This is a genomic window from Mycobacterium sp. D16Q13, from assembly GCF_002013375.1.
Classification (GTDB): domain Bacteria; phylum Actinomycetota; class Actinomycetes; order Mycobacteriales; family Mycobacteriaceae; genus Mycobacterium.
This window is the reverse complement of record NZ_MAEW01000003.1, coordinates 238496-252523: the sequence shown is the minus strand read 5'-3', so window position 1 is coordinate 252523 and position 14028 is coordinate 238496. Positions and strand designations below refer to the sequence as shown.

Sequence of the window (14028 nt, the reverse complement as noted above, 5' to 3'; positions counted from 1 at the left end):
GCTCTTGATCAGGGTTGCCGCAGCGCTCAATACGGCGATCCGTTGAGGGGACACCAGCGTCGTGCCACGGCGGCTTCGGAGGGGGTCCGGGCCGGACTGGCGCGATTGGCCCAGTCCGACCCGGGCCATGCCGAAGAGTTGACGTGGCAATGGCTCGATGAACTGGGCAAGGCGGGGGACCTCGCGGCGCTCGAAGCGATCTTCCTTATGGGAACCCCGCTGGATGGCACAGACGGCCTGACGCAGGCCAGGTATTTGGCCAGCCCGTATGGCCGGCTGGTTGATTCGCTGTTGCGGTGGGGTCTCGGACGCTGGTGGCAAGGACATCGGTTCTCAGATGGCGGACGGTGCGGGATCTCGAACACCCACCGCGAGTTCCGCTGGGTGTGGCGCCTGATGTTCCCCGGCTATCCGCGCCCCGGGGGGTGCCGAGGGGAAGAGGTATTCGATTTCCGCACCGTGACTATCGAGGACTCGAAGACGCCCGGGCACCGGGTTACCTTGCTGGACTGGCATCTTCCGCCGGGAAAGATGAACCGCGTCGTCACCGCGGCTGTACGGCCCCTCGCGCGATGGTTCGTGTGGGATCTGACCCGGAGCGAGTTGGTTGCGCTGGCCGGCGGGCGCGTCATCCTGGCCCGGATCCCGGTGCGGATTCCCTTCGGGCGCCGGTGGCGGACCACAACTTTCTACATGCACAGGTGGGTGGCCGGAGGCCCCTCGCTGTCAACACCGGAGTTATCAATGAGCTGTCCGTCCCGGACACCGAGTGAGGAGTCCCCATGACCACATCAATTCCCGATCATCACGTCGTCGTCATCGGTGCGGGTATCGGGGGCCTGTGTGCCGGCGTGCGTTTGCAGCAAGCGGGCGTGGAGGATTTCGTGATCCTCGATCGGGCCGAGGACCTGGGCGGTACGTGGCGTGACAACGTGTACCCGGGGATCGCGGTCGATATCCCGTCGGTGATCTATCAGTTCCCCTTCTTCCGCAACCCGCAGTGGTCTCGCGTATTCGCACCCGGTGCCGAGGTGCAGGCCTATCACCAACAGGTCGCGGAAAGATTCAACCTGCGGCCGCACTTCCGTTTCGGAGTCGAGGTACGCAACGAAGAGTGGGACGAGGCGAGTCACTGCTGGCGCCTGAATCTCGCCGACGGCGCGGTGATCACCGCGCGGTTCGTGATCTCGGCGATAGGCCCCTTCTTCGATGCGAAGCAGCCCGGCATCAAGGGGCTTGAGAGCTTCGCCGGTACCCGCGTGACCCCGGTGCAGTGGCTGCCGGAACATGACGTGCGGGGCAAGCGCGTGGCCGTCATCGGCACCGGGGCAACCGGCGTCCAGCTGTGTGGTGCCATCGCCGATGAGACCGAATCGCTTGTGGTGTTTCAGCGGACGCCCGTGTACTGCATCCCTAAACCGGACTTCCGGATCCCCGTGATTGCTCAATGGGCACTTCGTATCCCAGGGTTGTTCTCGGTCATCGAATGGGGAGCTCTACTCGGGGGAAGCCTGGGACTGTGGTTCATGATTCACACCCCGGGTGCCGTCATGCGGCCGCTGATGCGGGCCTTCGACCGTGCGGGCCGGGCCCTGTACGGCGCGTATTTGCGCGCGGTGGTCCGCGATCCGAAGGTGGCTCGCGACCTGCTGCCGTCCTTCGGGCCGTTCGGCAACCGGCCGACGCTGAACTCCGACTTTCCGCGGGTCTTCAACAAGTCGCACTGCTCGCTGGTCACCACACCGATCGCCGAGGTGGTTCCCGAGGGCGTGAGGACGACGGATGGCTCCGTCCATGAGGCTGATTTCCTCATCACGGCAACGGGATTCGACCTGTTCTCGGAACCGGCTTCCTACAAGCGGGGGCGAGTGACCGGCGCCGACGGGCGTGACCTCGGCGACTTCTTCAATACCCGCGGCATGCAGGCGTACGAGAGCGTCTCGATCACCGGATTCCCGAACCGCTGGATCATCGTGGGGCCGTACTCCTGGACCGGCAACGGCGGATGGCACGGGCTCGCCGATACCGCGGTCACCCACATCGTCCGGGCCATCGAGCTGGCGAGTGAACACGGTGCCACGCGCATGGAGGTACGGCAGGAAGCACTGGACAGGTTCCACCAAAGCATGCTGCGCAACGGGCGCAATCTGAAGTACTACTTCACCGAACTCAATCGGGGTGTGCGGTCGTACTGGAAGAACGCCGACGACGACGTCCCGCTGCTGCGGCCCACCACGACTCTGCAGGCGCGTCGTGCGGCGAGGAACTTCCCGGCCGGCGATTACCAATATGCACAACAGGCTCGGGTCATCGACGCCACCGTGGTCCTGGACGATTCGCAGGCCGTGGTCTGAGAGTGGGGTGGCCGATGCTCGCCCCTGCGTGCCGGGTACCGATGTCGGACGATTCCGCGTTCGAGTCGGCGGCCATCGTGCTGCGCACCTCCCACACCTTCGACGTAACCCGGGGACAGGTCTGGGCGGCGCTGGACAGCGACCAGGCCTGGTCGTGGCTGCCGTTTGGGTGTGGTGTGCGGTACGACGAACCGCGCCGCGCGGTGGGCATGGAACGTGAGATGGGCACGGTATCGGCGCCCTGGCGGTTCCTGTGGATCCAGCGGGAGAGATTTTGGCGGTACGAGCCGCGTCATCGCATCACCTACTCCGCGGTGGCGGGCACCTGGCCGCTGCTGAAGTTGTGGGCCGAGGACTACGTGCTCACCAGTGTTCCCGGAGGCTGCAGGCTCGACTGGACCGTCGCGATAACCCCACGATTCGTGTCCGCGTTGCCGTTGCGCTGGCTCCAGCCCCTGCTCCGGGTGGTGTTCACATGGGGTTTCCGGCCGGGTATGCGGTCGCTTATCGCCCTTCTGGACAGTCCGGGCCCGTCCTAAGACGTTACCGGCCCTGGACGCGCCGGTTGGTCTCCACCCGTGCGGCATCGGGCCAAATCGACTTGGCCGCAGGCGAATCACAGAATACGGGCGCATCCTGCCAGTCCATGTCGATAGCCCCCAGCCCGGACTGCTTGTGCACCATGCAGCTCGCGGTGAGGACCTTGCGGGTGTCCGGATCGACCTCTTCGGTGGTCATGGTCAACGTGATGATGTGGGTGTATCCGGCCGCTGTCGGTAGGTAGAAGTCGAGATCGCGGCTGGAGAACGCGCCGCTGTTGACCACGACATAGCCGTCGCCGCTGGGGTATATGGCCTGTCCGAACATCTGAACCCGCTCGAAATGGGTCGTCTGTTTTTCGGCACGCCACACCGAAAATCGGCTGTTCACAGCGCCATTCATGACGCGGGTCGCGATCGGAATGATCATCTCGTCCCGGCCGTCCCCGTCGATGTCCTGTAAGCCGACCGGCGCGGGGCTGGACGGCTCGAGCAGTTCGTTGACCTCTTGCAGCTTTTTGCCGGCGGCATCCTTGATGGTGACCCGGGCCGACAGCGGTGGGTAGTCGGGGGCGTCGTTGTTGTCGGGATGCGGTTGCCAGTACTCGACATCGAAGGTGATCCCGGTGCCGTCGGCGGCCGACAGGCGGCAATCCGTGTGTGCCATAGAGCGTTCCGGGACGATCATGGTGGTCCGGCTGGGGCAGGGGGGCAATGCCGCTCGCGCCACAGCTACCGGGTGGATCGCCTGCACCGAAGCCAGCAGGACAGCCGCTGTGACACCCGCGCCCAGGTGAGGCATGCGCCGGGCCATTGCCTACCTCTGACCGGGAAGCGCGGGAAGCGCAGGCAGCGGCGGGAGATTCGGGACCGGGGCCTTACCGGGCGCCGGGGCCGGACCTTCGGGGATCAGCTTTTGATCACCGGGATGCATGATGGTGCCGGTGGAGCTGGCGTTCTTGGGTCCGATATCGGTCACCTGCCATCCGTCGCCGTCCTTTTTGACGGTGATCTGCAGGACGAGGGTGGTCGCTCGCGGCTCCGGGTTCTGCACGTTCCGGGTGGTCTGCCGGGTGGTGACCACGATCTGGTAGATGCCATTCTGCTGCGCCACCGCATCCGAGGCGATGACCTCACCCTTGGAGGTCACCTGCGCCTGCAGCATGATGGCCTTGAGGAGCTTCTCGGCATCGCTGTACTTGTTCTTCAGTGGTTCGGCGGCACCCTCTTTGACACTCTTGAAGAAGCCCTCGGGATCTTCGTAGCTATAGGTGAGTGACTTCATCGCGTATGCGGACGCCGCGTCGGTGGCCGCTGTGCGTTCGGTATCGCCCGCGCGGACGGTGGCGAGGGTGTCGGACAACTTCTGGTACTGCCAGACTCCGAGAACGGCTCCCACGATTCCCAAGGCGAGCAGACCGATGGCGATCCATTTCCAGACGTTGGGGCCACTGACGCTCTCTCCTTCGCCCGCATCCGGCTTCGCTTTAACAGCCTTGCCTTGTTTCGCCGCATTCGCTTTTGCCTTCGCGGGCCCGGCCGGGTTGGCGGTTGACTGCTCCGCCAGCTCCGCGAGCTCTTCAGGATCCGCGTCATCCAGGGTGAGCGTGCGCTCGTCGATGTCGGTCATGATCCGGGCCTTCCTGCCGTTGCCATTTGTGGTGCTGGTGTTGGTTTGGGTGGGGACGGTGTCGCCCTCGTGTGCGATGGCTGGCCCTGGGCGGGTTGGGATGCGTCGGGCTGGGGCCATTCGGGTACGCCGAGGTGGACTCGCACTCCTCCTTGGTTGTTGAATGTCGAGTCCCAGAAATCCAGCCAGTGCCCGGCGTCCAGCTTGATATCGCGCAGCGGGGCCACGATGGGCTCAAGGACCGTCACAAACTCCGAGAGCGGCTCAGACAAGGCGTTGAGGTAGTCGAAGAGCTTGTCTACGAGATCGGTCAGCGACTTCCCGTCGCCCATGCTGACCTCGATGACTGGTTCGAGCTTCTCGATCACCTTCACCAGGGAGGCCAGGCCGTCCAGGCTGCTCGGGATGGTCTTGGCGGATTGCTTCAAGATCTCACCGGCCCGGATATCGCCGAGACCGTTGGTCAGGGTCGACATGTTGCCGATCACCTGGGCCAGGTAGTGCTTGTCGTCCTTCACCATCTGGGCGAACAACCGGGCGGTCGTGGCCAGCTCGTCGATGGTCTTGGTGTTGTCCACGAATCCCGCGGCCACGTTGTTGAGCGTGATCTCCAGATCGTCGGCGTTCATGGCCTGCATGAGCGCGTTACCCTTCTGCAGCAGATCGCTGACGGTGTAGACCGGCGCGGCCTTTGACGACGGGATCACGGCTCCGTCGCTGTAGTAGGGGGGCTCGATACGGGCGGGCCGGAACTCCACATATTGTTCGCCTGCGGCCGAGAGGTTCTGGACGCTCACCTGGCTCTCGACGGGGATGGGGTAGCCACTGTCGAGGGCCATCGATACCGCCAAACCCGATGGGGTGGCCTGAACATTGGTGACCCGGCCCACCTTGATTCCCCGCAGGGTGACCTGAGAGGTGGACATGAGTCCGCCTGACCTTTCCAGCATGAGCGTCATGTGGTGGGTCTTGTTGGTGGAGGCGATGTCGAGGACACCGAATGCCATATAGACAGCGCCGACGAGGGAGATGATGGAGAGCACGGCGAGGGTGACTATGACGTTGAGCTTCATCGCACCAACCCCATGGTCTGCATGTTCCGGATGACCGAATCGGCGCGCTCTCCGGGGCTGACACCCAATGTGCCATCGGGGGTTTGGATATCGGTGACGGTGTACTTGGGACCACCATCCTTGAAGAACGGAATGATTCTGTCGCGGATGGTCCGGACCATCTTGTCGCCGAGCACCGGGATGGTGGTGTCGGCGGTCGAGGCACTGTGAATGAACGGGGTGAGGTAGGACAGGATCTGCATGAGGTTGGGGTAGTCCAAGATCTGTCCGATCTGCCGCCCGAACTCGGCGGTGTTGATGATCAGATCACTCAGGCTCAGTACCACTTTGGCCAGTGAGGGCAATTTGGATGGCCCCTCGGTCAGCAGCCGGCGATACGTACCTTTGTTGGCCCGGAAGCTCTCGCTGACCGTCTGCATGTTGGTCAGGATCTTGTTGAGGGTGTCCTGGTTATTGGACAGATCGTTGATGATCCCTGCCAGCGAGCGATGGATGCGGTCGAGTTCCTCTGGTGGGGGGAAGGCGCTATTCATGTTGGCCACCGTGGTCTGCATGGTGTTGAGGCTGCCGCCGCCGATCAGGTTCGACATGGACCGCATGAGGTCCTCTACATTCGCGGCCGGGACGGTGTCGGCCAGTGCGATGGTGTCGCCGTCCTTGAGATGGGTGGGGGCGGGATCGGTAGGGGAGATCATGGCGATGTAGATGTCCCCGAGCACGGTGGCCTGGCGCAGTTCGGCCCTGACGTTCTGCGGGAACGTGGCGCCGCCGTCGATCTCGACAGACGCGACAGGTGTGGTGCCCTTGAGCTCCACCCGGTCCAGCAGGCCCACTTGTACGCCGCCCGAGTCGACCTTCGCTCGTCCGGGCAGATTGAGCACGCTAGAGAACTCGATCTTCACGTGGTACGTGTTCTTCGGGATGTAGGCGCCGGGCATGGGCATCTTGGTGGGGTCGAGGGCCTCGGTCGAACAGGCCGGGACCACCGCGACTGTAGTGGTGAGCAGAACGGTCAATATGCGTCGCATCATGACAGTGCCGCACCCATGATCAGGTTGGTCAAGCCGAGGGTCACCGGGTCCGAGGCGGTCCCGGGCGCACATGCCGCCTGGGATCCGGGGGTGTTCCGGTTGCGCAGATTCTGGCAGATGGCACTGGCCTGATCCGGCGAGATGGCCACGCGCGGAGGAACATAGGTGACGTTGTGGGTTTTCGTGTTCGGCAAATAGATGTCATCGGCCAGCCAATTGATGACCGGTGGCAGGGTGTTGAAGAACGTGAGGATATGCGGGGTGTAGGCATTGAGGATGTCGCGTATCCAGGGCACGAGCTTGTCGAACACGTTCTTGTACAACCGACCGGCCGCACGTTGCACCATGCCGTTCAGCGTCGGCAGAAGGGACATCACATTGTCAAGTGCACTGGCGAAGTTCTCGGATATTCCCGCGATCAACCGGCCGACTTCGGGGAGTGAGCTGACCACGCCCGCGAACTCGTTCCAGTACTGCAGCCAGTTCGATGTCACGATTGCGCTGTTTTCGAAGAGCTGACGGTAGTCGGCATCGGCCTTGTACGGATCCCCCACCATCGTGGTGAGACTGTTGAGCATCTCCTTGAATCCGGGGCCCACACCGTCGAGTGATCTGGCCGCTCCCTTGAGAGTCTTGTTGAGTGCCTGCGCGCCCGGTGAGTTCGCGGGATCCTGACCGGGCGCCGCCTGCATCAGCGTGTCGGCCAGCTCGCCGATGGCAGAGAACGACTCGGTGACGGTCACCGGTGTCCTAGTATTTTCGATCGAGATGCACTGGTTTCCGGCAAATTTGGGGCCCTCGCTCCACGACCGGGTGAGTTCGATACTGCGATTGGTGATCACCGATTGTGAGTAGCTCGCTGCGCCTACGTCGGCAGGCAGGTCCATGTCGTCGGGGATCTCGAAGTCGACCTCGACGTGATCGGGTTTGTTGGTAACCGCTGTCACGGTCCCGATCTCGACGCCGAGGAGCAGGACCTTGTTCCCCTTGTAGAGTCCGGACCCGTCACGGAAGTCCGCGCAGACCGATTTGGTGTTATCGAGGAAGGGGATATGGGCGTTTCCCAGGTACGGCATCACCATGTTCTTGACGGCGGGGAAGACCGTGCGCGCGCCGAAAATTCCGGCGATGGCAACCACCGCGACAAGCACCACACCGACTGCGCTCAATAGGCCCGCGCGCGCGCCGCCGCGCATGCTGGCGATGCGAGTCAGGATGTTCTGGACAAATGCTGGCTGTGTCATCAAGGGCCTCAACAGAACCTGAAGAAGTGGGGTAGGCAGACGTCTTGTCCGGGGATCACTCGGTCGTTCTCGTTGATGGTGATGCCGTTGCCGCTGAGCATGGGTAGCACGATCCCGACAAGTTGGCCCCACTGTTCGGAGGCCTTGCCGAGTTTCTCGGGATATTTGGTGAGCGTGTCGACGATGTCGTCGAGGCCGTTGAGCATGGGTTCGTAATCGCGCGCGTACGCCTTGAAGAATCGGTCGAAAAGCCGGGCGAGATCGCGCAGCAGCACGAAGACCTCGATCAGATCGGTCGTGGACTTGCTGTATTTGGCACCGAGTTTGGACATCATGGTGACGATTTTGGCGAGCTGTTCCTTGCCCGTCTTGAAGGCCCGGAGGTACTCGTTCGCGTAGTTCAGCGTGGCATGGAAATCTTCGGTGGTCGGCGCAAGTGCGCTGATGAGTGATTGAGATGAGGTGAAGAAATCACGTAAACCGTTGGGGTACTTCTCGACTGCATTCGCGACTTCCATCAGGCTGTCATGGATGACCTTGGCGTCCACCTTCTTGACCACGGGTGTGAACTTCTGGAACAACTCGTTGATCTCGAAAGGGACGCTGGTGCGCTCGGGTGGAATGGGAGTGTTTCCCAGTGGAGTAGAGCCTTCGGGGTACAGGGCCACATAGTGCCCACCCAACGGGGTAAGCATCCGGATATCGGCACGCGACTCGGACCCTACCGGCACCGAGTGGTCCACCGTAAAGGTGGCTTTTACCAAGGATTTATCGATGCTGACGTTCGACACCTTTCCCACCGAGATACCCGCGATTCGGACGTCGTCGCCGGCGCGCAGCCCTCCCGAGGCCCGAAGGTGCAGTGCGTAGGTCTTCATACCGCTTGTATTGACGAACGCCACGCCGGTGACGGCGAGTATCGCGACAATGAGGAGGACGCCGATAAGCCCATTGCGGCGATTGCGCTTGGCCGCCTCGTGTTCATCGAGAATGGGACGGTTGTTCGCGAAAATTCGCTGGAGCGCGTTCACTTACACACCACCAGGTCCTGATTGGCGAAGGACACCTCGCCGATTCCGGGCATTGTCACCACTCCGTTCTTGCATTCGAAGGAAGTGGGGGGTGCCGTCTTTTCCTCGATCAGTGCATCGCGCATGCCCTGCACGAGATCGGGGATCAACGACAGACCCGCCATGATGGTCGGCGTTCCCGGTGTGGTGCGGCTCATCACGTCGTACATGGGTAGCTGGGCGCCGTCAACCGTGTTCTCGATATAACGCAGTAGGCTGACCGATCTGCGCAATATAGGCAGTGCATCCCTACCTGCCCTGTTGAATTCGTCGGCCTGCTTCTCGAACGGCTCCAACACATCGTTGAGGTCGTTGATCAGAAAGAACAACTGATCGGAGGTGCCACCGAGATCCTTCGAGATATCACCGAGGTTCGTGATGATGGTCTGGAGTGCGGCCTGGCGGTCGACCGAGAGTTTGAGGACGGCGTCGATATCACGCAGAATCGGCCCTATTCCGCGCTCGTCGCCCTGGATGAGCTGCAGGATGTTTTCGGTCAGCCTGTTGAACTGGGCGGGGTCCAATGTTTGGAATATGGGCCGGAAACCGTTGAACAGCTTGGCGATATCGAATGAGGGGACGGTCTGCCCGAGCGGTATGGTCGTGCCCGCCGCCAGGGGGGCGCTGGGTGTCGGCGCCTGCGCGATCTCGACATACCGCTGACCGACCAGCGACTGGTACCGGATCGCGACGGTGGTGTTCTGGTACAGCGGATGATCCGTCAGCACGTTGAACGTCACCCGGGCGTTCTTGCCGTCGAGATGAATCCTTTCGACCTTGCCGACCTGCACTCCCGAGATGCGTACGTCATTGCCGATGATCAACCCCGAGGCGTCGGTGAACAGCGCATCGTAGCGCCGGACCGGACCGTTGACCGGTGTGCGCAGGGCGTTGACGATGATCAGGGTGAGCACCACCGCCACCGCGACGATCGCGGTGAGGCCTGCCATCAGAAGTGCAATCCGCTTCATCGCTGTCCTCCAGCGGTAGGCCCGGGGGCGGGGCCGACGGGGACGGGTGCGGCCGCCGAATCGGCGTGGCCCTCGGGCGCCATCGGCAATGCCGCGCCAAGCCCGGGAGCGGTATCCATGATCAGCTGGACGTTGAGGCGCACCTTGCCGTTGTCGACGGGGAATGCGGCGGTGGTGCGATCGAGTAGACCGTTGAGCCTGTCGTATGCGGGGGCGAGGCTGCCCAGGAAGTAGGTGGACGGAACGGCGATATCCATGACCGACCGAATCAACGGAACCACCCAGTCGTTGTTGTCGCGCAACCCGTCGCCCGCCGCGCTCAATAGATCCGACAACGAACCAAGCGCGGCGGTGGCCCGCTCGGTATTGCCCGACCCCACCATGAAATCGAGGCTGTCCAGCAGCTTGTTGGTAGACCCGATGACGGGGACAAAGTCATTGGTGCCCTCGATCAACGAGGCCATCACCGCCAACGTTTTGGAGAAGGGCACTGTCTGGGAATCGGCGATCATGGCGAACAAGTCCCAGAAGGACTTCATGACCGGACCGGTCAGGTCGGCGTGCCGCTCGAATGTCGCGATGATCGCGTTGAATTCGCGGGTGTCCAGGATCGCGCCCAGCCGCTGACCCATTCGGAGGAATCCGGTGATGGACGCCGCCTGGACATCGCTGCTGATCTCCAGCACCCCACCGGATTTCAGCGACTCGCCGACGCCGCTACTGACTAATTCGACCGCAGCAGTGCCGAAGATGTTCGACGAGGTGAATTGCGCCTTGGTATCGGACCGGAGTGCCTTGGCTTGGCGGCCATCGAGGACCACCGTCATCCGCTGTTTGTTGTACCCCGTGGTCTGCAGGGATTTGACCTGCCCGATGTTGTAGCCACGGTATTTCACCTCGCCACCGGGACCCATGCCCTCGCCGATGGTGTTGGTGATCAGGGTGAGCTCGAAGGGTTCGCCATAACTACCGATGCCGGATTGGTAGAGCGAGTAGCCGCCGGCGGCGATAACAAGCGCCAGGGCAAGCCCGCGCACCTTGAGAGCGCCCGGACCGGCGGACCGTCCACTCGGATCTTTGTATGTGGCCATCCGTTACCCCGATATCTGAATTCCAGGATTGTTGCCCCAGAAGAGCAACGTGAGGAGCATGTCGAAGAGGACGATCGCGACCAGCGAGGCCCGGATGGCGCGCCCCGAGGCCATGCCCACGCCCTCGGGTCCGCCGCCCGCGTAGTAGCCCTGGTAGCACTGGATGGCGATGATGATGACGACGAACACCACGGCTTTGATCACCGAATAGAGCACGTCGATCGGGTGCACGAATGAGTCGAAGTAGTGCTTGTACACACCCTGCGACTGGTTATGGACGAAGAACACCATGAACGCGCAGGAACCGTAGGCGAGCAGCAGTGTCAGCACGTACAGCGGAACGATGATGATGATTCCGGCGATCACGCGGGTAGTGACCACGAACGGGATGGACCGGATGCCCTGAGCCTCCAGTGCGTCGATCTCTTCGGAAATACGCATCGCGCCGATTTCGGCGGTCATGCGGCATCCCGCCTGGGCGGCGAACCCGATGGCGGCGATCATCGGCGCCATTTCCCGGGTGTTCACGTAGGCGGATATGAATCCGGTGAGCGAGCCCATTCCCACCATGTCGAGGGTCGAGAAGCCCACGATGCCGACGGACGCGCCGACCGCGATCCCCATGAAGACCAGGACGCCGATCACCCCGCCGCCGACGATGATCGAGCCGTTGCCCCAGGTCATGTCGACGAGTAGGACGCCGGTTTGACGCCGATACCGTTTGATGGTCTGCGGTATGGCGGCCAGCACCAGGCCGACGAAGGTGATCTGGTGGCCGAGATACTCGGCGGAGCCACCCGCACCCTTGGTGAAGTTCCAGATCGACCGCGCGGCTGCGGGTAGTTCGTCGGGGAAGTACCGGGAGGGGCGGGAGGTGGTCATTCTCAGCCCACCTTCGACGGCATGAACATCGCGACGATTTGAGTGATCACGGTGTTGAGCACCATGACGGTGACCACACCGATCACCACGGTGGCGTTCACCGCGTCGGCGACTCCCCGCGCGCCACCTTTGGCCTCCAGGCCGCGCTGACAGGCGACGAGGATGACCACCACGCCGAACAGCCAGGTTTTGAGAACCGCAACGGTGACGTCATTGACGTTTGCGAATGCGGCGAACGAGGACAGGTAACTGCCGGGGGTACCGCCTTGGAAACCGACGTTGACCAGGTAACCGGCGAAGATTCCGACGAAGATGATGAAGATGCACAGCAGTGGTGAGACGAACAGAATCGCCGCCAGCCGGGGCGTCACCAGCCGCTGGATGGGATTGACGCCCATCACCCGCATGGCGTCCACTTCTTCGCGGATGCTGCGGGCACCAAGATCGGTGGCGACCGCCGAACCCGCTGCGCCACCGAGGAGCAAGGCGGCGACGATGGGGGCGCCCTGCTGGATGACGCCCAGACCACCGGCGGCGCCGGAGATGGAAGATGCCCCGACCTGCGAGATGATGCTGCCCGCCTGTACGGCGACGATCACCCCGAAGGGGATCGACACCAGGATCGCCGGGACAACCGTCACCGTCAGGATGAACCAGGACTGAATGACGGTGTCTTTCCAAGGATGCCGCAGGCGGACGATGTCGCTCAGCAGAAACGCGAAGGACTGCGCCACCAGATCGACATAACGCCCGAGTGTTTTCAGCATCGAATCGGTTTGGGAGACCGCGTATTCAACGGGGCGCCTGACAATTCGAGGGGCCCGATCGAGTAGCTGTGAGCCTCCTCCCGAGACCGGAGCGCTCGGACTGTCGACGCCGGATTTGCTGTCGGAACCTGTATCCGGGTACTCGGCCCAATCATCGATGACGGACTCTGCGCGCGCCTCGGCCGCTACTTGACTCATGGCTGAGCTCAACAGCGGCTCCTTTGCCTTCTCATTTCGAGTTTGACCTCGATGGACAGACCGTCTACTGGACATCTGTGTAACAGTGGGTAACTAGTACCCCACATCACAGTCGGTGGCTTAGTGTGGTGTAGGTCATGGTCCGTGTCAAGCGCGGGGTTACCGCGTTGATCAGGTTGCAGCATGTGCCCACGCAGGTAGATATGTGACGCGTCCCGGTTGGGGCGCCGTCATGACGAGGCTGTCGGAGGTCCCCCGACCCGGCCGTCTAGCAATTCACTGGTTCAGTGGTCAGTTTATTGGCTAGGGCCGAGGCTAGCGGAGGTTCACGATCTTGGGACGCGAATTGTCAAGAATTTGCGAGCGTGGGTGGAGCGGTTGTCACCGACCGCACCAGCTCGATAAATGACGCGATGTACGCCTCGCGCGCATCCCCGGCGAGCTCACCCCGGATGGCCTTGAGCGTGGCTGCCATCGATAGTCCGGTGATGGCGTGCGCCAGGAATTCGGTGTCGACGGCCGAGGTAATGGCGCCGTCCCGCGGGCCTGCTCGATGATCGTGATGTTGATGGATTCGATGAGGTCGAGGATCCCGAACATCCGTCTGGTCATCGCCGAGTCGAGCAATCCCTCACGCAGGATGACCTGCATGATCTCCGGGCTGTTGTCCACCATGTAGAACATTCGGGTGAGCACCGTGCGCAGATGCTGGTCAAAGTCGCCCGCATGGCCCAACAGGTCGCTGGTGTCGTTCACCGCCGCGAGCGTTTTCTGAAAGTAACTGTCGATCACCGCGTCCAGGGCATCGCGTTTGGTGTCGAAATACAGGTAGAACGTGCCTCGGCCCACACTGGCGCGCTGGGTGATGTCGGTAATGCTCGCTTTGTGGTAGCCCTTCTCGGCGAATTCCAGCGCTGCCGCCTCGGTCAGGGTGCGCTGACGCTCGCGTGCGCGGGTCGGATTCGGCGGGCGGCCCGGTCCTCGCCGGCCGCCGTTGGTGCTGGCCACGCGAACACAGTAACCATCGTTGGCAAATATGTTGGTAAATGCACTAACTTGCTGCTGCATCATTCGGGCGCAGTCACAACCATTTCATTAGCTGAACTGCAGGCCGGATAAATATAGCGTGGTGGGGCGGTGATGGTCGATACCTCCCTCTAGAGTGGCCGATGTCGGCC

General features: G+C 62.5%; 13 protein-coding genes and 1 pseudogene. 3 read left to right on the top strand and 11 right to left on the bottom strand.

Annotated features, from left to right (window positions below; all coding sequences use genetic code 11):
* Positions 1–42: 42 nt before the first annotated feature.
* From B4400_RS04020 to B4400_RS04010, 3 genes are read left to right on the top strand one after another with little or no spacing between them, the layout of a single operon-like run.
* Positions 43–786: a hypothetical protein gene (locus B4400_RS04020; protein ID WP_078308131.1), complete on the top strand. Its 744-nt coding sequence runs from the start codon at positions 43–45 to the stop codon at positions 784–786.
* Positions 783–2354: a flavin-containing monooxygenase gene (locus B4400_RS04015; protein ID WP_078308134.1), complete on the top strand. Its 1572-nt coding sequence runs from the start codon at positions 783–785 to the stop codon at positions 2352–2354. The genes B4400_RS04020 and B4400_RS04015 overlap by 4 nt, the downstream gene beginning before the upstream one ends.
* A gap of 14 nt (positions 2355–2368) precedes the next feature.
* Positions 2369–2893 carry an SRPBCC family protein gene (locus B4400_RS04010; protein ID WP_078308529.1) on the top strand — a complete coding sequence of 175 codons (525 nt, stop codon included), beginning with the start codon at positions 2369–2371 and terminating at the stop codon, positions 2891–2893.
* 4 nt (positions 2894–2897) lie between these two features.
* Here the strand turns inward: B4400_RS04010 and B4400_RS04005 are convergent, their stop codons facing one another.
* The 11 genes and pseudogenes from B4400_RS04005 to B4400_RS03955 form a co-directional block, all read right to left on the bottom strand.
* Entirely contained in the window at positions 2898–3707 is an 810-nt protein-coding gene (locus B4400_RS04005; protein WP_078308137.1) for a hypothetical protein, read from the bottom strand.
* A 3-nt stretch (positions 3708–3710) separates the two neighbouring features.
* Entirely contained in the window at positions 3711–4523 is an 813-nt protein-coding gene (locus B4400_RS04000; protein WP_078308140.1) for a hypothetical protein, read from the bottom strand.
* Positions 4520–5596 carry an MlaD family protein gene (locus B4400_RS03995; protein WP_078308142.1) on the bottom strand — a complete coding sequence of 359 codons (1077 nt, stop codon included), beginning with the start codon at positions 5594–5596 and terminating at the stop codon, positions 4520–4522. The genes B4400_RS04000 and B4400_RS03995 overlap by 4 nt, the downstream gene beginning before the upstream one ends.
* Entirely contained in the window at positions 5593–6627 is a 1035-nt protein-coding gene (locus B4400_RS03990; RefSeq protein WP_078308143.1) for an MlaD family protein, read from the bottom strand. Before B4400_RS03990 ends, B4400_RS03995 begins: the two co-directional genes overlap by 4 nt.
* Positions 6624–7871, bottom strand: coding sequence for an MlaD family protein (locus B4400_RS03985; RefSeq protein WP_078308145.1), 1248 nt, complete (start codon positions 7869–7871; stop codon positions 6624–6626). Before B4400_RS03985 ends, B4400_RS03990 begins: the two co-directional genes overlap by 4 nt.
* Before the next feature lie 8 nt (positions 7872–7879).
* The gene (locus B4400_RS03980) at positions 7880–8884 is read right to left on the bottom strand and encodes an MCE family protein (protein ID WP_078308530.1); all 1005 of its coding nucleotides are present in this window, start codon (positions 8882–8884) and stop codon (positions 7880–7882) included.
* 14 nt (positions 8885–8898) lie between these two features.
* Positions 8899–9912, bottom strand: coding sequence for an MlaD family protein (locus B4400_RS03975; protein WP_078308147.1), 1014 nt, complete (start codon positions 9910–9912; stop codon positions 8899–8901).
* Positions 9909–11003: an MlaD family protein gene (locus B4400_RS03970; protein ID WP_078308150.1), complete on the bottom strand. Its 1095-nt coding sequence runs from the start codon at positions 11001–11003 to the stop codon at positions 9909–9911. Before B4400_RS03970 ends, B4400_RS03975 begins: the two co-directional genes overlap by 4 nt.
* 3 nt (positions 11004–11006) lie before the next feature.
* On the bottom strand, positions 11007–11885 hold the full coding sequence (locus tag B4400_RS03965; protein WP_078308154.1) for an ABC transporter permease: 879 nt from the start codon (positions 11883–11885) through the stop codon (positions 11007–11009).
* A 2-nt stretch (positions 11886–11887) separates the two neighbouring features.
* A complete protein-coding gene (locus tag B4400_RS03960; RefSeq protein WP_078308157.1) occupies positions 11888–12850 on the bottom strand; it encodes an MlaE family ABC transporter permease in 963 nt (320 codons plus the stop codon).
* Positions 12851–13199: 349 nt separating this feature from the next.
* Positions 13200–13858 (bottom strand): annotated as a pseudogene (locus B4400_RS03955) (TetR/AcrR family transcriptional regulator).
* Positions 13859–14028: the final 170 nt, after the last annotated feature.

Coding starts and splice junctions, on each gene's coding strand:
- B4400_RS04015 (WP_078308134.1), top strand. CDS start 783: ATGACCACATCAATTCCCGATCATCACGTCGTCGTCATCGGTGCGGGT.
- B4400_RS04010 (WP_078308529.1), top strand. CDS start 2,369: ATGCTCGCCCCTGCGTGCCGGGTACCGATGTCGGACGATTCCGCGTTC.
- B4400_RS04005 (WP_078308137.1), bottom strand. CDS start 3,707: ATGGCCCGGCGCATGCCTCACCTGGGCGCGGGTGTCACAGCGGCTGTC.
- B4400_RS04000 (WP_078308140.1), bottom strand. CDS start 4,523: ATGACCGACATCGACGAGCGCACGCTCACCCTGGATGACGCGGATCCT.
- B4400_RS03995 (WP_078308142.1), bottom strand. CDS start 5,596: ATGAAGCTCAACGTCATAGTCACCCTCGCCGTGCTCTCCATCATCTCC.
- B4400_RS03990 (WP_078308143.1), bottom strand. CDS start 6,627: ATGATGCGACGCATATTGACCGTTCTGCTCACCACTACAGTCGCGGTG.
- B4400_RS03985 (WP_078308145.1), bottom strand. CDS start 7,871: ATGACACAGCCAGCATTTGTCCAGAACATCCTGACTCGCATCGCCAGC.
- B4400_RS03975 (WP_078308147.1), bottom strand. CDS start 9,912: ATGAAGCGGATTGCACTTCTGATGGCAGGCCTCACCGCGATCGTCGCG.
- B4400_RS03970 (WP_078308150.1), bottom strand. CDS start 11,003: ATGGCCACATACAAAGATCCGAGTGGACGGTCCGCCGGTCCGGGCGCT.
- B4400_RS03965 (WP_078308154.1), bottom strand. CDS start 11,885: ATGACCACCTCCCGCCCCTCCCGGTACTTCCCCGACGAACTACCCGCA.
- B4400_RS03960 (WP_078308157.1), bottom strand. CDS start 12,850: ATGAGTCAAGTAGCGGCCGAGGCGCGCGCAGAGTCCGTCATCGATGAT.